The sequence below is a fragment of the Dyadobacter sp. CY323 genome (genome assembly GCF_021390245.1).
Lineage (GTDB): Bacteria > Bacteroidota > Bacteroidia > Cytophagales > Spirosomataceae > Dyadobacter.
Map to the genome: position 1 here is coordinate 136683 of NZ_JAJUXH010000009.1, position 19271 is coordinate 155953.

20 protein-coding genes are annotated in these 19271 nt (G+C 43.0%); 13 read left to right on the plus strand and 7 right to left on the minus strand.

Annotation, left to right across the window (positions count from 1 at the left end; translation table 11 throughout):
• Window positions 1-8: 8 nt before the first annotated feature.
• Genes LZG72_RS14980 through LZG72_RS14990 form a run of 3 tightly spaced genes read left to right on the plus strand, consistent with a single transcriptional unit; the run spans window position 9 to window position 1670 of the window.
• Window positions 9-284 carry an ATP-dependent Clp protease adaptor ClpS gene (locus LZG72_RS14980; RefSeq protein ID WP_233873783.1) on the plus strand — a complete coding sequence of 92 codons (276 nt, stop codon included), beginning with the start codon at window positions 9-11 and terminating at the stop codon, window positions 282-284.
• Window positions 285-321: 37 nt separating this feature from the next.
• Window positions 322-936, plus strand: a complete 615-nt coding sequence (recR, locus tag LZG72_RS14985) for a recombination mediator RecR (protein WP_233873786.1) — start codon at window positions 322-324, stop codon at window positions 934-936.
• 23 nt (window positions 937-959) lie between these two features.
• A complete protein-coding gene (locus tag LZG72_RS14990) occupies window positions 960-1670 on the plus strand; it encodes a superoxide dismutase (RefSeq protein ID WP_233873789.1) in 711 nt (236 codons plus the stop codon).
• A gap of 162 nt (window positions 1671-1832) precedes the next feature.
• On the opposite strand, the gene LZG72_RS14995 is transcribed toward LZG72_RS14990, so the two are convergent.
• A complete protein-coding gene (locus LZG72_RS14995) occupies window positions 1833-3176 on the minus strand; it encodes a tetratricopeptide repeat protein (RefSeq protein WP_233873792.1) in 1344 nt (447 codons plus the stop codon).
• 193 nt (window positions 3177-3369) lie between these two features.
• Here LZG72_RS14995 and LZG72_RS15000 point away from each other — a divergent pair, with 193 nt between their 5' ends.
• Complete coding sequence (locus tag LZG72_RS15000) at window positions 3370-3909, plus strand: TlpA family protein disulfide reductase (protein WP_233873795.1); 540 nt, start codon at window positions 3370-3372, stop codon at window positions 3907-3909.
• 68 nt (window positions 3910-3977) lie between these two features.
• Here LZG72_RS15000 and azu read toward each other — a convergent pair whose 3' ends face one another.
• Window positions 3978-4475: an azurin gene (azu, locus tag LZG72_RS15005; RefSeq protein WP_233873799.1), complete on the minus strand. Its 498-nt coding sequence runs from the start codon at window positions 4473-4475 to the stop codon at window positions 3978-3980.
• Window positions 4476-4577: 102 nt separating this feature from the next.
• Window positions 4578-5180, minus strand: coding sequence for a hypothetical protein (locus tag LZG72_RS15010; RefSeq protein ID WP_233873802.1), 603 nt, complete (start codon window positions 5178-5180; stop codon window positions 4578-4580).
• Between the two features lie 103 nt (window positions 5181-5283).
• On the opposite strand from LZG72_RS15010, the gene sucD reads away from it, so the two are divergent.
• The 8 genes from sucD to gldN all read left to right on the plus strand — a co-directional run bounded on the left by sucD (window position 5284) and on the right by gldN (window position 14493).
• On the plus strand, window positions 5284-6162 hold the full coding sequence (sucD, locus tag LZG72_RS15015; RefSeq protein WP_233873805.1) for a succinate--CoA ligase subunit alpha: 879 nt from the start codon (window positions 5284-5286) through the stop codon (window positions 6160-6162).
• Between the two features lie 58 nt (window positions 6163-6220).
• A complete protein-coding gene (locus LZG72_RS15020; RefSeq protein ID WP_233873808.1) occupies window positions 6221-7402 on the plus strand; it encodes a DUF4271 domain-containing protein in 1182 nt (393 codons plus the stop codon).
• Window positions 7403-7443: 41 nt separating this feature from the next.
• Window positions 7444-8226, plus strand: coding sequence for a uroporphyrinogen-III synthase (locus tag LZG72_RS15025; RefSeq protein WP_233873811.1), 783 nt, complete (start codon window positions 7444-7446; stop codon window positions 8224-8226).
• Window positions 8227-8359: 133 nt separating this feature from the next.
• A complete protein-coding gene (locus LZG72_RS15030) occupies window positions 8360-9337 on the plus strand; it encodes a type IX secretion system membrane protein PorP/SprF (protein ID WP_233873814.1) in 978 nt (325 codons plus the stop codon).
• Window positions 9338-9692: 355 nt separating this feature from the next.
• Entirely contained in the window at window positions 9693-10766 is a 1074-nt protein-coding gene (locus LZG72_RS15035) for an SUMF1/EgtB/PvdO family nonheme iron enzyme (RefSeq protein WP_233873817.1), read from the plus strand.
• Between the two features lie 119 nt (window positions 10767-10885).
• Window positions 10886-11701 carry a gliding motility protein GldL gene (gldL, locus tag LZG72_RS15040; RefSeq protein WP_233873820.1) on the plus strand — a complete coding sequence of 272 codons (816 nt, stop codon included), beginning with the start codon at window positions 10886-10888 and terminating at the stop codon, window positions 11699-11701.
• Window positions 11702-11797: 96 nt separating this feature from the next.
• Window positions 11798-13390 carry a gliding motility protein GldM gene (gene gldM, locus LZG72_RS15045; RefSeq protein ID WP_255701031.1) on the plus strand — a complete coding sequence of 531 codons (1593 nt, stop codon included), beginning with the start codon at window positions 11798-11800 and terminating at the stop codon, window positions 13388-13390.
• Between the two features lie 53 nt (window positions 13391-13443).
• Window positions 13444-14493 (plus strand): gliding motility protein GldN, encoded by a 1050-nt coding sequence (gldN, locus tag LZG72_RS15050; protein ID WP_233874043.1) that lies wholly within the window; start codon window positions 13444-13446, stop codon window positions 14491-14493.
• A gap of 95 nt (window positions 14494-14588) precedes the next feature.
• Here the strand turns inward: gldN and LZG72_RS15055 are convergent, their stop codons facing one another.
• Window positions 14589-15197 (minus strand): hypothetical protein, encoded by a 609-nt coding sequence (locus LZG72_RS15055; RefSeq protein WP_233873823.1) that lies wholly within the window; start codon window positions 15195-15197, stop codon window positions 14589-14591.
• A gap of 134 nt (window positions 15198-15331) precedes the next feature.
• Between LZG72_RS15055 and miaA the strand changes: the two genes are divergently transcribed.
• Entirely contained in the window at window positions 15332-16252 is a 921-nt protein-coding gene (gene miaA, locus LZG72_RS15060) for a tRNA (adenosine(37)-N6)-dimethylallyltransferase MiaA (protein ID WP_233873826.1), read from the plus strand.
• A 47-nt stretch (window positions 16253-16299) separates the two neighbouring features.
• Here miaA and LZG72_RS15065 read toward each other — a convergent pair whose 3' ends face one another.
• The 3 genes from LZG72_RS15065 to LZG72_RS15075 are packed head-to-tail and all read right to left on the minus strand — an operon-like array spanning window position 16300 to window position 19263.
• Window positions 16300-16599, minus strand: a complete 300-nt coding sequence (locus LZG72_RS15065; protein ID WP_233873829.1) for a rhodanese-like domain-containing protein — start codon at window positions 16597-16599, stop codon at window positions 16300-16302.
• A gap of 26 nt (window positions 16600-16625) precedes the next feature.
• Window positions 16626-18491 (minus strand): T9SS type A sorting domain-containing protein, encoded by a 1866-nt coding sequence (locus LZG72_RS15070; protein ID WP_233873831.1) that lies wholly within the window; start codon window positions 18489-18491, stop codon window positions 16626-16628.
• The gene (locus tag LZG72_RS15075; RefSeq protein WP_233873834.1) at window positions 18463-19263 is read right to left on the minus strand and encodes a PASTA domain-containing protein; all 801 of its coding nucleotides are present in this window, start codon (window positions 19261-19263) and stop codon (window positions 18463-18465) included. The genes LZG72_RS15070 and LZG72_RS15075 overlap by 29 nt, the downstream gene beginning before the upstream one ends.
• Window positions 19264-19271 lie beyond the last annotated feature (8 nt).

The following is a 19271-nucleotide window of genomic DNA, read 5'->3' on the forward strand; positions in this document are numbered from 1 at the left end:
TGGTTGTTATGCAAGCGCTCACAGATACGGAGGTCGAAATTCTGGAAAAAACAGTTGAACTTGACATCATGAAGCTCGTCATTTACAATGACGAGGTCAACACATTCGATTGGGTAATCGATACTTTAATGGAGGTTTGCAACCATACCAGCGAACAGGCTGAGCAATGTACCCTTATCATTCATTATAAAGGTAAATGTGCTGTAAAAGAAGGCACCTTTGAAGAATTGGCCGGTATGCGCAACGAGATTTGCCGCAGAGGCATTTCGGCCGAGATCCATTGATCAGTACCTACATTTTCAACATTCCGTTTCCCTGCTTATGAATTACCCCTCACGGCTCATTGAGGATGCAGTTAGTGAAATTTCCCGTCTGCCGGGAATCGGAAAGAAAACCGCATTACGTCTGGCATTACATTTGCTCAAGAGAGAAGAGGAACAAACCAAATCTCTTTCGGAAGCGCTTTTGAATATGCGCACCAAAACGACTTATTGTGTAAAATGCCATAATATCGCAGATGAGCGGCTTTGTAACATTTGTGCCAATGCCAGGCGTGACCAATCCATTATCTGTGTAGTAGTCGACACGCGTGACGTACTTGCTATTGAATCAACAAACCAGTATAAGGGTTTATATCACGTGCTCGGCGGTATCATATCTCCATTAGAAGGGATCGGCCCCGCTGATTTACAGATCGATTCGCTTGTTTCGCGCATTGAAAGCCCGGAAGAAAGTGAGCCTGTAAAAGAAATAATCCTGGCATTAAGCCCTACAATGGAAGGTGATACTACCGCATTTTATCTTCAGAAAAAATTGAAATCCACGGGTGTCAAAATGAGCACCATTGCCCGTGGTATACCTATCGGCGGCGATCTTGAATATGCCGACGAAATAACGCTCGGGCGCAGCATCATAAGCCGGGTGGCATATGATTGATACTAACCTTTAATTTTCTTTTTATGAATAGAACAGACTTTTTGAAAACCCTGGCCGGTGGCTCACTTGCTGTAAGCGCATTCACTAAAAATGCCTTTGCATCTTCCTCCGTTGGATTGAATGCGGAGACTGCACCTTTCAAACAAGCTCCACTTCCTTATGATTTTGGAGCATTGGAGCCCAGCATTGATAAGATGACCATGGAGATCCATTATGGAAAACACCATGCAACGTATGTTAAAAATCTCAACGATGCTGTAAAAGGGACAGAATTCGAGAAAAAATCACTGGACGAAATCATCAAATCGATCGGTAAAGCCCCCGCGGCGATCCGGAATAATGGTGGCGGACATTGGAACCATACTTTTTTCTGGGAAGTAATGGGCCCGAAAAAGGCTGCCGGACCGACTGGCGCGGTAGCTGATGCAATCAACGGTCAGTTTGGATCGCTGGATAAGTTCAAAGAAGAGTTTGGCAAAGCAGCAACTACACGGTTCGGATCAGGATGGGCGTGGCTGGTTGCAAAGGGTGGTAAGCTTTCAGTTGGTTCTACCCCAAATCAGGATAATCCATTGATGGATGTGTCGGACTTCAAAGGAACCCCTATTTTGGCCCTGGACGTCTGGGAACATGCTTACTATCTACATTATCAAAACAAGCGCCCCGATTACATCAAAGCATTCTGGGATGTAGTGAATTGGGATAAAGTAGCTGAGAATTTGAAAAAAGCGTAAGCTGGATTTTTGTGTGAGATGTGAAATGTGAGGTGATTTTATGTTAGGCTAGTCTTCACCTTTTACATCTCACATCTCACATCTCACATCTCACATCTCACATCTCACATTTTACATCTCACATTTTACATCTCACATTTTACATCTCACATCTCACAAAAATCAATTACAATAACTAGAAATCACCTTATACGCCTGCTGATACCCGAGTTCACCCGCTTTACTCAGATCCATACAACCATCGTTTACTTCCCCAAGGCTGTTTTTCAAAATGCCTCTCAGGTAATAAGCTTCCGGGTAGTCAGAACGAAGTTTGATTGAGCTTGTGAAGTCGAGTACGGCGCCCATTTGATCACCACTTTGTGAGCGTATCATTGCCCTGGAAAAGTATGCATTTGAGTAGGTAGGGTTCAATTCCACGGCAGTTGTCAGGTCTTGTATTGCACCTTTAATTTCTCCCACCTTCGATTTGCTGATACCTCTCATAAAATACGCCTCGGCCCGCTCGTGCGTCAGATTATCGATCTTAATGTTTTCCTTCACCTGATCCCGCAGTTCATCCAGTTTGTCCCGGTTTATTTTACCGGAGTAAACGATCTTCTTGGGATCACCGACATACGCATTTTTTAATTCTATTGATTTCGAAAGGTCAGCAATCGCGCCTCTTGAGTCATTGAGTTTACCTTTTGAAAAACCCCGGCCATAATACGCTTGATAGTCATCGGGATTCAATTGTATGGTTTTATCAAAATCAATGATCGCTCCCTGGTAATCTTCAATCCTGTTTTTTGCAAACCCTCTGTTCGTGTAGTATTCGCTGTCATTCGGACTTAGTTCGATTGCCCGCGTAAAATCATGTACTGCACCCTGATAGTCACCAAGTTCCAGCTTCGCAAGGCCCCGACCGGCATACGCCCCTGTTCGTTTGGGACTCAGCTCAATCACTCTGGTAAAATCCGCAAGACTACCTGCATATTCCTGCAAATCCTGTTTACAATTTCCCCTCGCATATAATGCAGCAAGTTCATCAGGATTAAGAGAAAGCGCGCGGTCGAGATCTATTAATGCATTCCGATGGTTTTTCAGTTTTGCATAGCTCACACCACGATTGTAGTAGGCTTTTGGCTCCTCCGGGTTCAGTTCGATCGCTTTGGAATAATCCTCAATTGCCGCGCGAAAATCCTCTTGCAAACTTTTGCTGACACCGCGGCTCTGGAAGTAAAGCGCCTCTCGCGGATTTAGCTCAATGGCCTTATCGTAATCCAGTATTGCCCCTCGGTGATCTTTGAGGTTTGCCTTTGCCAATCCCCTGTTAAAATAACTCGGAGCATGGTCGGCATTCATTGAAATGACCGATGTGTAGGCCTGCATGGCCCCGTTGAAGTCGCCCGTACCTGCTTTTGTATTTCCTTCTTCGAAGAATTCCGCAGCTGAACGTTGCGCAATGATTTGGTAGGGCAGGAAGCATGTTATAAATAGAAAAATGCCCCGAAATAGAACTTTCATGAATGTAAACCGTTTCCTCAAATCCGTTATTTGTTACAATTATTCCATAAAAGTATTCAAATTCCGTTTCAGCATCAATAAAAGGAAACGCCTATTTTGAAAGAAGTTTTTATAACTCTTTCGTCAGAATATGGGTACTTTTACTCTCTTACGAAAGACAAAATTTATCAGGTTTTCACTTAATTTTCGCTTCATGAATTCGACATCCAAGAAATTTTTTGTCATCGTGTTGCTCGTGATTGGCTTTGCGGCAGTCTATTTGGCATTTTTCAAACCTACCGTGCGGCAATCCGACGTGGTATCGGCAGACGAACAACAAGGATCTTCATCCGTTTACCTTGACGCTCTGAGAGACCTGCATGGAAAGCCGGTGTCAATGGATGAAAACAAGCTGATTTTCATGAACGTGTGGGCAACATGGTGCGGGCCTTGTAATATGGAAATGCCTGGCATTCAAAAGCTTTACGATAAATATAAATCGCATGAAAAAATTGCATTCTACATTATCTCGGACGAAGATGCCGAGACAGTAAACCCTTTTATCGAAAGGAAAGGGTATAATTTGCCATTTTATCAATTCAGCGGGCCGTATCCGGCTGCATTGGATGGGAATGCAATTCCAAGAACTTATATCATTTACAAAGGAAAAATCCTCGCAGAAGAAATTGGCGCGTCGCAATGGGACCGCCCGGAGATCGTTGATCTCATTGAAAGGCAATTGGCAGAGATCTGACTAACAAGCAGTCAATAAAAAACGGCGTCGGAAAATCCGACGCCGTTTTTTATTGACTAAACTATTTCTTACTCAACAATGAAGCTTCCTTTCATCAATGCATAATGTCCGGGAAAGCTGCAAATAAATGTATATGTTCCTTTTGCTGGTGCTGTAAACTCAACAGTATCACTTTCTCCGCCACCCACAAGTTTGGTATGAGCAACAATGCTTGCCGCCTCCGACTTAGGAATGTATTCGGTTTCTCTTGCAGCAGCAGCTTTCGAACCGAACGCAGCAATGTCAACACCAGGTTTCAAAAGTACCCAGTTGTGTCCCATTGCAGCTTTGGGAAGTTTTCCTGAATGTGTAAGCGTAAGTTTTACTTTTTGTCCGGCCTTCACTTTGATTTCTTTCAGGTCGAATTGCATTGCATCACTTCCTTTTATCACGATGGTTTTTACTTGCTTCACATCGCTAACCACTGCTCTGCCAGTTGGTAATTTAGCTTCAACAGGGTTCATTGTAACGGCTCCAAACGCCACAACAGCGGCAAGAAGCATTACACCATACTTGGTCGTTTTCATATTCTGAGTATTAGTAAACTTGTTTGATTATAATTGATGGGTGCAATTTACGACACGGATTTTTTAAAAAGCAATTCATTAACATTTGTTTGAAAACTAATGTCAGAACAGCACTTTATACTGGTCGCGCACGGCTAATCCGACACAGATTACCGATAATACCATCATATAATGATTGATGTCTACCGGATCCATCGGGATCGGCAACTTCCCGGATTTTGTAGACAATGCGAGAAGCATCATGGAAAAAACAACCCAGAGTGCGCTTTTTTGCTTGCTGGCCAGTCCCACGCAGGAGATCAGTAACGTGACCAATATGCAGAGGGATTTGATGATCAGCCCAACATATTCGACTTTGAACCAGGTAATGCAATAAAATAATAACAGACCGAGGGATATGGTTGCCGATAACAAAAAGTTACCGCCTTTATAACGCATAATCAGGCACCAGGATGCTGAAACAAGGCAAAGTGCCCCGAGCGTCATTTCCCCGGCTACTAAGATCGTTCTGGTATTTTCCAAAAATCCGGCCCCGGCATAAACAAGAGAATCAGTAAGTGCAACCAGAGAAATACTAACCAAAAATATCCCCCAAAGCCAGCGGGCAATGATTGGTTGATGGTTAAAATATTTAAAAAAAATGAACAGGCTGGTGAAACTTAAGACGACGTTGGAAAATATGTGAGGATTGTTAAGTATATCCATAAACACCCATCAGATTGTCAAAAAAGCAATTTACAAATTCTGGTTACATTTTGCTACTTCGTGCTTTTCGTTCTACTTTTACCAAAAAAACTGATTTACCAATATGAGCGTTTTAGTTAATAAAAATTCTAAGATTATAGTTCAGGGATTTACCGGTTCAGAAGGGTCCTTTCATGCCCAGCAAATGATTGAATATGGTACGAACGTGGTAGGTGGCGTAACTCCTGGTAAAGGCGGACTCTCTCATTTGGAAAGACCTGTTTTCAATACCGTGGATCTCGCAGTGCGCGCAACCGGAGCAGACGTATCAATCATTTTCGTGCCGCCGGCCTTTGCCGCTGATGCTATCATGGAATCTGCTGACGCTGGTATTGGAGTCATTGTTTGTATCACAGAAGGTATCCCAACAAAGGATATGATGCAGGCGAAAGAATATATCAAAGGTAAAAACTGTCGCCTGATTGGCCCAAACTGTCCTGGAATCATCACTGCCGAGGAATGCAAAGTAGGTATTATGCCAGGTTTTATCTTTAAAAAAGGAACTGTTGGTTTGGTTTCAAAATCGGGAACACTTACATATGAAGCCGTAGATCAGCTGACCCGCGCCGGATTGGGACAAACAACTGCGATCGGTATTGGAGGCGACCCTATTATCGGTACCACTACGAAAGAAGCCGTTGAATTATTAATGAACGACCCTGAAACTGAGGCGATTGTGATGATCGGTGAAATTGGTGGTAGCATGGAAGCAGAAGCTGCTCATTATGTAAAATCAACCGGTAACAAAAAGCCTGTGGTTGGGTTTATAGCTGGCCAAACTGCCCCAAAAGGACGTCGTATGGGTCATGCCGGTGCAATTATCGGTGGTGCCGATGACACAGCCGAAGCGAAAATCCGGATTATGAAAGAATCGGGTATTTTTGTAGCTGAGTCACCTGCATTGATTGGAGAAACGATGCTTCTGGCACTAGGAAGAAAATAATATTACTTACGTATAAAAAGATCAGAGGGCTGGGGAAACTCCGCCCTTTTTTGTACCAATGAAGTCCATCATTTCCGCAGCTTACTGGGCTTTTTTTTCAGCATTACTTTTTGCTGGTTCATTTGCTGAGGCGGCGGTGAAAGTCAATCCTCCTCCCAGGTTCTTTCCTGTTTACGATTACCAGAATGATTGGCTCGTATACAATAGCCAATATAAAAACTATGTGCCTTTTTCGCAGGGCATCAACGAGGGGACGCAATATGTGAGTCTATACATCGATCTCCTCAAAAACCGACGATATACTTTACTGGTCAGAGCGGAAAATCAAAGCTATCTTTTCATTGAGGGGGCGTTACAGAACAAGCTTGAAGTAAATACGTGGCAGGAGTTGTCTATCGATAGCCTCTACAGGATTTACAAAAAAGAAGAACTTTTGGTGACATTGTACGGTAATCCCGGAATTCTGGACAAAACCGTCCTGCTCTGTCACGAGAAAAAAAGTAGTGACGAGGCACTTTCCACGACTACTCGTTCCAATTTCATCAACATTAGACCGATCGCATCTTCGCCATTTGGTAATTTTGCCGGTATCGCATTAATCCTCATTCTGATCATAAATGCCTGGGTCTTTAACCTCAACCCATTGTCATTCATACGTTTGATAAATCCAATCGAGTTTTTCAATAGCGACCCGCGGGATCAGCTCGCCAAGATCAATAAGCCATACAGCAATACCACTATTTTCTTTGTTATTACCAGTGCCATGCTGATGGCTTTTATCGCGGTTTACCTATCCACGAATAAACTTAACCTGTTTGCAGTCAGTACTATTTTGTCCGACAAATCGACAACGTTGCAAATTCTTGGAGATTTCCTGATTCTCTCGATCATCTTTTTTGTGTTGACCTATACCAAGTATATCTGTATGGTACTTGCTGGAAATATGCTCAATCTGGATAAACACGTCGATATTATTTTTATCAAAATAGTGCAATCCTCCTACCTGTTTTATTCACTATTGTTTCTGGTCGTTTTCGCATTGAGCTTCAACCATGTTAACTGGCTTGCGGACGGAAAGTCCTACATCCTCCTACCCTTTTCAATATTCTATCTGGCCCGATTTGTCGCTTTGTATGTGGTGACCAAGCCTTCCGGTTCATTGATTAATCTCTATTTATTTTCTTACCTTTGCGTCATTGAAATAATCCCACTCATTGTTAGTATGAAATTTGCATTATAACTAAGAAAACAAGGAAGGGAATAAACTAATGAGGATTTTACATGAGTGATACCATCAATTTTGATCAGGAAAGACTTAAGAAAGTTACAAGCCTTTTAGTTAGTCAATCCAGACCCGCAGACGAGAATTCACCATATTATGAGTTGGCTAAAAAATACAACATTAAGGTAGATTTCAGGCCATTCATACAAGTTGACGGAATTTCTTACAAGGACTTTCGAAAACAAAAAATCAACATTCTGGACTATTCGGCTGTCATCTTTACAAGCCGTAATGCAATCGATCACTTTTTCAGGATTTGCAACGAAGGTCGGATCGAAGTTCCTGCAACAATGAAATATTTTTGCATTTCAGAACAAACGGCTAACTATCTCCAGAAGTACATCGTAATACGTAAAAGGAAGATTTTCACAGGCACGAAAACGGCTGCTGAGCTGATCGAACTTATGCGGAAGCACAAAAAGGAGAAGTTCCTGTATCCTTGCTCGGACGTACGCAAAAACGACATTCCCGAATTTGCTGACACCGAGGAATTTAGCTTCACCGAAGCAGTAATGTATCAAACGGGCTCGGCGAATCTATCAGATCTGGAAGACGTTTACTATGACATTATTGCATTTTTCAGCCCATCCGGAATTAAGTCTTTATTTGACAATTTCCCTGATTTCAAACAAAACTCCACTCGTCTCGCCGCATTCGGACCAACTACTGCCAAAGCGGTGGAAGATGCTGGTCTGATCTGTGACATTCAGGCGCCACTTCCAAATGCACCTTCGATGACCGGGGCGCTTGACCTGTATATCCGGAAAGCGAACCAGATTTAGGCGAGTTTTACCCATAAAAAAGCCCTGGAAATTTTCCAGGGCTTTTTTATGCTTTTATCAATTTTTTTAAGCAATATGCGTTATGAATTAAATCCGGAGACTATCGGCAAGTTCTTCAAACCAACCCAGCAGCATGACTTTTACGTTTACTATTAAAAGTATTAAATACATAAAGGCGTTCGCCGTTTTGCTGATAATTCCTCTAGTTGCTGATGCTCAGAAAGATGCCCAGTTCAGCCTTTTTTCGCTCAATCAGCTTTACCTGAATCCCGCCGCGGCCGGTGCTGATGGATTGACTAAATTCCAATTAACACATCGGACACAATATGCTGGCTACCAAGGTACCAATATAGATGATACAGGAGGCGCGCTGTCGACGCAACTCTTTTCATTCAGCATGCCATTCAAAAATTTCGGTATAGGCTTTTATGCACTTAATGATAAAAGTGGACCGAGAACGGATCAGGATTTCAAAATTTCAGCAGCGTATCATATCCCTTTTGCAGGCGGTAATTTCCAGGTCGGAGCAAGTGCGGGACTTTTCCGCCAGGCGATCGATTATGGAAAACTGCGTGCGCGCGACCCGGATGATCCATTGATCCAGACAGGTGTAATCTCAGAAATTAATCCTGATTTTGCAGTGGGTGCCCGATATGAAAACGAAGCATTTTATGCGGGAGTTTCTCTAAACCATTTTCTGAAACCTAAATATCAACTGGGTTCTGAAACTGCGACTAATCCCCTGCCGCGAACGCTGTATTTCAATGCCGGGGTAAATATTGAATTAGGTTATTTGCTGGACATTCAACCCATTGTTCTGGTAAAATCCGACATTAGTACGGTATCGGTTGAAGGTGGTGCGACTGTCACCTATAATAAGCGTTATTGGATTGGTGGAACTTACAGACAGCAAGACACTTACTTCATCATTATGGGCGGCGTATATTTGCTAACCGATCAATCTTTAAGACTTTCGGGAGCGTATGATATGGTGATTGGAGGCGATCGTGCAAAAGCGCCTTCCTCGTTTGAAGTGATGCTTTCTTACGCATTACCATCTCCGAAATTTGGTAAAAAGACAATCATAAGAACACCCCGCTTTCGCTTCTGATCAGAGCTTAATTACTTCAAGCTAAAATGACATTGCATCTTCAAATTATTAAAAAAGCCATTAGACCGCACGCAATGTGACTTTTTTGTAAGTCACTTGAGAATAAGCGTTGACCACTTTGCGAAACTTTAATTTATATTTGTAAAATAAATGTCCCTTATACCATTTCCGTTTTTCTTACGTTAAGACGATAATTGATTGATTTCGTAACTCTTCAGGCATGGTTTTCTCTCCTGATTTTTTTTGAAATCGCACTGCTCAAAATTGATTTTTAGTTTTTATTCAGGTTATACTATATATCATTGGTCGACGTTTTTAGGCTAACATTTTATTATTCAAATTTTACAAAAACACTATGAATGTGAAAGTGTTCTATCGGGATGGAGTCAAAAGTCTGCTTTTGATAGCCGCTCTTATGCTCATGCAGAGTTGCGGATTTATCAAGAGTAAGTTTGGCAAGGGAGGAAAAGAAGAAAGCGGCATTGCCAATGGTGAGATCACCGCAACAGCCCGCAAGGGTTTCAAACAAACAACACCGGCGGGTATGGTGGTAATACCTTCCGGATCCTTCGTAATGGGCCAGGCTGATGAAGATATAGCCTCTTCGATGAACAATATGAACAGGCGGGTGACGATCAGTTCTTTCTTTATGGATGATACTGAAATTACCAACAATGAGTATCGCCAGTTTGTTAATGCATTGCTTGTTGACTCCGTGTCCGTTTTAGGGGAAGAAGAGATTATGTCTAAATATTACCCTGACACAACGGTATGGAAAAAAGACTTTGCCTACTCCAACGGTGATCCATTCGTAGAATATTATTACCAGCACCCAGGTTTCGACACTTACCCGGTTGTTGGTGTGAGCTGGACAGGCGCTGAATACTTTTCAAAATGGCGTACAAATCTCCTCCATGATTTTCAAAACAAAGAGGGACAGTTCAATTCCACAGGTTTCCGTCTTCCTACTGAAGCTGAATGGGAATGGGCGGCACGTGGCGGTCGGGCTGTGGCCAAGTATCCTTGGGGAAATCCTTACACTATGAATGCGAAAGGATGCTTTCTTGCAAACTTTAAACCGCAGCGTGGTAATTACGATGCTGACGGATATCCATATACAGGTCCGGCAAATGCGTATAATCCAAATGACTTTGGCTTGTATAACATGGCTGGTAACGTAGCTGAATGGACTTCGGATGCGTACACGGACAATGCTACCGCAATTGTTTGGGATATGAACCCACAATATAACAACCCCGACGAACCTCGTAAGGTTGTAAAAGGAGGATCCTGGAAAGACATCGCTTATTATCTTCAGACTGGTACCCGTACTTTCGAATATGAAACCGAACGTCGTGCCTTCATTGGGTTCCGCTGCGTAATGGACAATGTAAACGACCGTGGTGGTGCGCGTGCTCGTCGTCGCTAGAACATACAATTTTTATGAAAGAAGCAGCGTTTAGACACTGCTTCTTTTTTACGATCTATTCAAAACAAATAACACTTTCATTCATCATTAATTTTTCACTGTAACTGATTTCAATTCGTATGGCTAAGAATAGCGGACCTAATTTTTTTTGGGATAAACTAGTACCAACAATATATAGTGCGGGTGCTGCCGTTGTAATTTTGGGAGCGTTGGCAAAGATTCAACACTGGGATTTTGGAGGACCTCTACTTACTGCCGGTCTTGGTACCGAGGTACTTATATTCCTTCTTTATGCATTACAAACTCTGACTCAATCAAACGATAAAGATCCGGATTGGACGCGCGTTTATCCGGAGCTCGCCGATGATTACAATGGACCAGCAATCACGCGTGGTTCAACACAAAGCAGCAATGTTACGGCCAAGCTCGACAACATGCTCGACAATGCTAAGATTTCACCTGAAATCTTCGACAGCCTGGGTAAAGGATTTAGAAACCTATCTGATACAGTTGGCAAGATCACTGACATTACAGATGCCACAGTCGCTACAAATGACTACGCAAGAAATGTAAAAAATGCTTCAACGGCGATCAATGATATGAACAAGTCTTACGGTGTTGCCATTAATGCAATGAGCTCCATGGCTGATGCTACAAAGGATGCCCAATCTTATCGCGAGCAGTTCCAGCAAATCACTAAAAATATGGGTGCTCTGAATGCCGTTTATGAACTCGAGCTTCAGGACACAACAAAACACCTGAAAGCAATGAACGCTTTCTATGGCAACTTGACTGCTGCAATGGAAAACATGGCCGATGCAACAAAAGAATCGCAAGTGTTTAAAAATGAAATGTCTAAACTGACCACTAATATTTCATCTCTAAACGGCATTTACGGTAATATGCTGACAGCGATGCGCGGTGGTAATGCCTAATAATCCCTAACAAGCAGCTAGTAAGTCCATCAAGTGAATTATTAATGTTTGTTATCAATAAATTATTTAATCACTGATAACTGATTACTGAACAATATGGCAGGTGGAAAAGAAACACCCCGTCAAAAGATGATTGGAATGATGTATCTGGTACTTACAGCGATGCTCGCATTGCAGGTAAGTTCAGCCATTATAGAAAAATTCATTCTTCTGAACAATTCTTTGGAACTATCTTCCGGAGCAGCTAATAGAATAAACGAAGAAACAGTACTTAAAATAAAGAAAGCGGTTGAGAAGTCCGGAAACCGTGCGGCTGATGTTGCTGTAATTAAGCAAGCGGAAGAAGTACGTAAATATTCTGCCGACATTACCAACGAAATTAACTCCGTAAAACAGGAAATTGTCGCGAAGGCAGGTGGCGGACTTAATGAAGAAGGTGGTATAAAAAACCCACAAGAAGAAGCGAAGGTTGCAGAAATGATGATCGGTGTCGGCAAAAACGGCAGAGCATATAAGTTGAAACAAACTCTGAATGCTTATACTGCTCAGCTTAATCAATTATCTCCTAACAAGTTCCAAAATCTTGCACTTGATGGAAAAGAAGATCAGGTTATAAAAGGTAATAAGGAACAAAGGAATAAGGATTTTGCTGAATTAAATTTCGAATCTACTCCCGTTGCTGCTGCATTGGCCGTTTTAAGCCAGAAGCAGACAGATATTCGCCGTATGGAAGGTGAAGTACTTAATTATCTTGCAAGTAAGGTGGGAGCTGCAGACGTCAAATTCGACCGGGTTCTGGCGATGGTGAGTGCTGATGCGAAGACAGTAGTTGCAGGTACCAAGTTTAAAGGGCAAATGTTCATAGCAGCATCTGCATCCGGGATCACACCGAAAATGAGCCTTAATGGATCTCCGGTAAAAGTTGAAAATGGTATTGGTCTTATTGAATTCACTGCGCAAGGCGGCGGATACAATGCAGAGGGTCTAGCGAAGCGTGAATTGCAGGCAAGAATTACAATCCCAACACCTTCTGGCCGCGATACTACTTATACAATGAATCAGGAGTATTTCGTAGTGAAACCTTCGTACCAGATAGAGACCGGAACGTTGCCTCCATTGTATCTTGGCTGTGCTAATAAATTAAGCATTCAAAGTCCAGCTTTGGGGCCACTATGGGCTCCTAGCTTTTCAACAGACGGCGGTGAGATTATTCAAAGTGGGCAAAAAGGGAAATTTACAATCGTGCCGAATCGTGCGCAGTTGAACATTACAGTTAGCAACGCGGGCAATGTTTTAGGTTCGGAGCCATTCCGTGTGAATAAGGTTCCTAAACCTTCGCTTGAAATACGGGTGAATGGGGCCACTTTTGATGAAAGAAAAGGTGCGCCTGCAAGTGGAACAAGAAGCATCCAGGTTATTGCAATTCCAGATGAGAGTTTCAAGAACTTCTCGCCGGAAGACGCTAAATTCAGAGTTTCGGAAGTTGAGATTTCGCTGGCCAGAAATAACAGGCGTATTGATGGTGTTACTTTGAAAGGTGGAGGCGGATCTATCTCATCTCTGGCGCAGAAGGCTCAGCCTGGCGACAGGTATGTAGTCACGATTTTGAAGGTGGAACGCCAGAACTTCAAAGGTGCTGTGAATGAAGTGGAAATGGGTAATCAATACAGAACTGTTCCGCTATACTAATTCACAATTTTAGTCGTTGATTGGACAATACAACTTTGTATGCTATGACAAGAATGAACGGAAAAACGATTGCATGGTCCTTAATCTCCCTATCGCTGGGAACTGGGGCTGCGTTTGCTCAGGAAAAGGAAGATTCGACTGCTAATCAATTCTCATCCCGCCCGATTGCGGACGGAGATGTAATGATGAAAAGAACGCTTTGGAGAAGGGTTGATTTGAAAGAAAAGCAAAACATAGCGATGTTTTCGAAAAACAACGAAATCACCCGTTACCTATTGGAAGCTGCTAAGGCTGGCTTAATCGATGCTTACACCAACGATTCATGCACTACTAAAATTACGGCTGACGAATTGCATAAGCGTATTCTGATTCCGAATCAGACAGCCGGATTATCTGCGGAAGAGATTGCCGCAGGTTTTGGAGAAGCGACGAAAACAGATGATGGCTGGGGAGCAAAACCAAAAGCAGACCCTGCCAAGCAAGCTGCTGCTGCCGATGACGGATGGGGTAATACCAAAAAGGATGCTAAAAAAGAGGTAGCGCAGGAAGATGATGGATGGGGACCTCCTAAAAAGAAAACCACAAAAAAAGGTACCAAAAATCAGGTAGCCAAGGAAGAGCCACCGGTTGTGGAACAGCCAAAAGTTGATTCCACGTCGTTTGAAACCCAGGTCGCTTCTACGGAAGAAGAATATTTCCCTGAGCAACTTAGTATCATTGAGTTAAGAGAAGATTGGACATTCGACAAGAAGAGATCACGTCTTTACAATGATGTGCAAACAGTGTCTATCATTCTTCCTTCTGAACAAACTGCGACTGGCCTGGAATTACCAGTTGCATCATTCCGCTGGAAAGACGCTGAAAGGCTTTTCAGAAGTGACCCAAAGAAATACATTTGGTATAACACCCATAACACAGCTCAGAATAAAAACCTGGCTGACGCATTTGATCTTCGACTTTTTTATGGTCGGATTACGAAGTTCTCAAATGCAAAAGATCAGGGATTCCTGGACATTTATAGTGGAGAAAAAGAGGCACTAATTAAATCTCTTAACTATGAGCAGGAATTGATGGAGTTGGAACATGGTTTGTGGGAGTACTAATTCCATAAATCTAAAGTCAATAAATACAAAAAGCACCTTTAGAGGTGCTTTTTGTATTTATTGACTTTTTCCCCGAATATTACTTCCTCATCAAATTATCTCTTAGCGGTTTTAACGTCGCTTTCAGACAAACCAAGTGCTTCAACTGCTTTGTTGTAATCTTTCCAATCAGTCTCAGCAGAGGTTCTTACAAGAGCACCTGGCACAAGGATAATGCGGATATCTTCAAATGTGCGCATTGGGACGGTTTGCACATCCTCGTACCACCTCACATTGATGATATCAACAAAAAATGTAGATTGTTGGATACCGTGGATAAATGTGAAGTCGCTCGCCTTTTCGTCATCAAAAATTACTGTACCTGGTAAAGGCCACCAAACACCCTGCACTTTCACATACACCATGACAACAGCGCTGTTATAGAATTCGTCTTCTTCGGCAGACAAGCTGTCAATTCCAATTCGGCCCACAACTCCACCATCTGCCGTAGTCCCGATTTCACCAATCGACAGTATCGCTGCCCCCCCACCGCCCGTGCCATCTTGTCCATCCGCCCCCGCTGGTCCCGCTGGGCCGGCAGGTCCGGCTGCGCCTGCATCTCCTTTTGGCCCAGCTGGCCCCACGTCCCCCTGTTCCCCTTTGCAACCACTTACCAGAACAACCATCAACCCGATCCAGGCAAAAAGTAATAATCTTTTGAACATAACTGTTAACGTTTAAATTGTGAATTAAAAGAAAGCTATAAGTAAGAGTTAATACGCAATTATAAGAAATAGTGGTGCAACTATCCCGTGAGTTCTATTTTTGCAGCAACTAAAATTGAAATAAAAACCGCACAATGCCAAACCAGCAAAAAAAATATCTGATCATTGTTGCCGGGCCTACCGCAGTGGGGAAAACCACCCTCTCAATACAGCTAGCAGAGAAATTAAAAACAGAAATTATTTCAGCCGATTCACGCCAGTTTTTTCGCGAACTAAATATAGGAACTGCCAAGCCTTCTCAATATGAACTGGACAAGGTTCCACATCATTTCATTAACTCACACTCCATTACCGAAACTTATAGTGCGGGCGATTTCGAAAGAGATGTTTTGAAATTGCTCGAATTACTTTTCGAAAAACACAATTATGTAATTCTGACAGGTGGCTCCGGATTCTATGTAAAAGCTGTACTTGAAGGTCTTGATGACCTCCCCCAACCTCTGCCAGGGCTGCGTGATTCCCTGACTAAAAGGCTGGCTTCCGAAGGTCTCGCCACTCTTCAGGATGAAGTCCGGACCATAGATCCGAAATTTGCGGCAACGAAGGAAATCGCTAATCCGCAAAGAGTGTTAAGAGCACTCGAAGTTTACCTGACCACCGGACTTCCCATTAGCCAGTTTCAGCAAAAAAAACGTTTAACCAGACCTTTTGAGTCCATTTGCATTGCTTTGGATCGTGATCGTTCGGAACTGTATCAAAGAATAGATCTGAGAATGGATGAAATGCTTCGTGCAGGCCTGCTTGAAGAAGCGAAAAGCCTTATTGCTTACAGATCACACCATGCGCTGCAAACAGTCGGTTACAAGGAAATTTATGGCTATCTGGACGGAGAATATGGCGGGGCTGAGATGGAGCGGCTATTGAAGCAGAATTCGCGACGTTATGCAAAACGTCAACTAACGTGGTTCCGGCATCAGGGAAACTTTGAGTGGTTTCAGGCTGACGATTATGAGGGGGTGCTATCCTATATTGAGCAGCGAATCGGAAACACTTAATAAAGTAAATGGCAGCTTACAAAGATTTATAAACTGCCATTTAGAACTTAATCTTCCAGTTCCCGATAGGCTAAGATTCCACCCAAGACATTACGGACATTCGAATATCCCTGAGACTCGAGATACTTGGCCGCTTTGCCGCTTCTCGCTCCGGAACGGCAATGGATGATAATTTCTTCATTCTTCAGCGGTTCAAGCTCGTTCAGATGATCCGGGAGCTCACCTAATGGGATTAAAATGGCCCCAAGATTATCCTCTTCATATTCATGTTCTTCGCGTACATCGTAAAAATGCAGATCTTCCCCCTTTTCGAGACGCTCTTTTAATTCCTCAACTGTAATATCCATATTAGTAGAATTTGTTGCTTTTAATGCTATTTGACAATTAACATCTTTTGGACAAAATTTCGTTTCCCATCATTGGCTTTCAGGAAATAAATCCCGGCGCTTAAATGAGAAACAGATGCTGCTTTTATATTTCCATCAGGTAAAATAGTGTCAATCTGATTTCCCTGCACATTGAAAACATCAATCCTTTTTAATGAATTGCTGTTCCAGTTAATAATGCCGCTGCTGGGGTTGGGGAAGAAGTAATCCGGGCTGCTTGTTTCAATACCCGTTATGACACCCCGCGCGTTTTTTCCAAGGTAGGGACGGATCATAATGCTTCCATTCAATGAGGTTTCCCTGGCCCACTCGGTTCCGAGGTTGTAAAAAATAGCGTTCTTGCCAAGTATTGAGTTTCGGTCAAATCCTACCGTAACCGGTTGCTCGTTTATCTGCAGCCAACCTACGTAAAAAGTATCTGCCACGGCCACGGGATTAGCGAATTGATAATCAATAAAGCCGTTTCGGACGTTTGGATAGCTGACTGCTACCGACCGTTGCGAAATCACCTGATCAGGACGCCCATTTTTACTATTAGAGATCTGGATTGTAAAACTTTGTCCAGCAATATCTTTATTGAAAGGAGCCAAAGCAATCCTGACGCCTCCTATTGTATCAGGTTTTGAAAGAATATACTGGACTGCCACCCTTCCCAACTTTTGATTCACCTGCACCCCATACTCTGCGCTGCCATCGTCAAAAGCATAGTAATCTGTCAATGCGACCCTGGCTGTAATTGTATCATTGGTTTTAAGGTTCACATTCGGAATCGTATCCGTGGTGATCACGAAAAACTTACTTAAAAGATTAATACTATCCAAAGTCGCATTAATATTCAACGCTGCCGGTTTCACAGACAAGCTTTTTGATTTCAGAGATTCTACATAAATAGATCTTTGCACATTTCTAAAATATTCAGTCCCCCTCTGCGCATCCGTAATAGTAAAAGTGCTCGTCAGGATATTGAAATTATTGAAATGATTCACAATATCCGTTCGGACTGAATCCGAAGTTGCTAATGCAGGATTAACCCGATACTGCCTGAGGGGCATCGCAGTATATCGTTTCAAAAGCGGCGAAACAGGTTTCCTCATGGCAACATCAAATAGGTAAGGTTGCTTTACAGATCGTTTTGCATTAAGATAAATGTAGTCGAGTTGCCAGGTATCGTAAGCCCCGGAATTGCGGCCATAGGAACGGAACCGAAATTGAAATGCGTCATGAAAATACCCCGGATCGGAGATCCTGATGAATTTCTGGTGAAATAGGGTATCAAGATTAAAGCCTGCCTGATTCCATACCGTCACCCAACCAGCCGTTTTAGAAAGAAACTCCACCTGGAAAAAATCACTGGAATCGGGCAATTCACCCAAACCTTTCGCCATCCAGTAAAAACTTAAATAAACTGAATCGGCAACGGTTTTGCCAGCCAGATTAATCGGCTGAGAAGTTAGTGTATCTGTAAAATTCTGAGTTAATGGATTGACCAGATTGTAAGGAGTTCCTCCCGCATTCAGACCATCAAACGTTGCGATGTTCAGGGAAGGATGAGAACCAGAAAGAGTATTGTTAATGTAAACCCCACCGCCGGAGAGCCAGTTTCTTGTACCCGGAGTTGCGGATTTTACCGTGGAGAAATCTTCGAAAAATGGAAGTGTTAATGCAGCGTCTGTCCGTAAAAGATCTTCACCTGAAAAAGAATATCCATCGTCCTCACCGGGCAAACCTTCCAAAGGTACCAGTTTCAACTGGGCATAAACTGCAGGCAACTGAAACAGGATGAGCATCCACAGAATCAGTATACGTTTATTGTTGATGAAAAAATTAAAACTGTTGCCCTTGATCACTTTCATTCTCAGTTGGTTCAACTGCTTGCGGAGTGACCCAGAGATCAATTACATCTCCGATCCTCACATTATTGCCGGCGTCCGGATTTTGCCTCACGACCGATCCCGGTGCCTGACCTTCCTCAGCCTGTACGATCATTTGTTGCCCTACTTTCAGACCTGCGCCGATTATAGCGATCTTGGCCTCATCCAGTGGCATTCCAAGTACCGAAGGAGCCTCAAACTGCGCCGTCCCTAACCCTTCACCGAGTTCCAGATCAATCTTGGCGCCTTTTGCAATGGGTTGTCCGGGCAGGATTTCTTTGCCATTATACATTTGTTTCAACACTGCATTTTGAGCCATATCAGGCACATAGGAAATATTTCCTTCCTCCAATCCCACACTTTTAAGGAGCATTTGAGCACTCCGGTGCGTCATGTCGGTCAGCTTCGGCATTTTGATCAGCGGCGCGGTTCTCGAAACTACGGTGACGTAAATCTTCCGGCCTTCCTTCACTTTTGAGCCGGGTAGCGGATATTGCGATATGATGGTTAGAGCCGGTACATTCGTCACAAATGTGCAATCCACTTCATACCGAAGATCCCGGTCCCCCAGAAAGTCATCAAGGTCTTCGACGCTTTTCTTTTTCAAATCTGGTACCGTAATAGCCTCACCGTGGTTCGTTGTGAAAGGGAGATAGACAAAAAAGAATCCCAGAAAAAGAACCAAAAGGAGCGAGACGATAATTCCAATATGTGTTAGAAGGTCCTTTCTGGATTGTGTACTTATTTTGGCCATGAATGTAC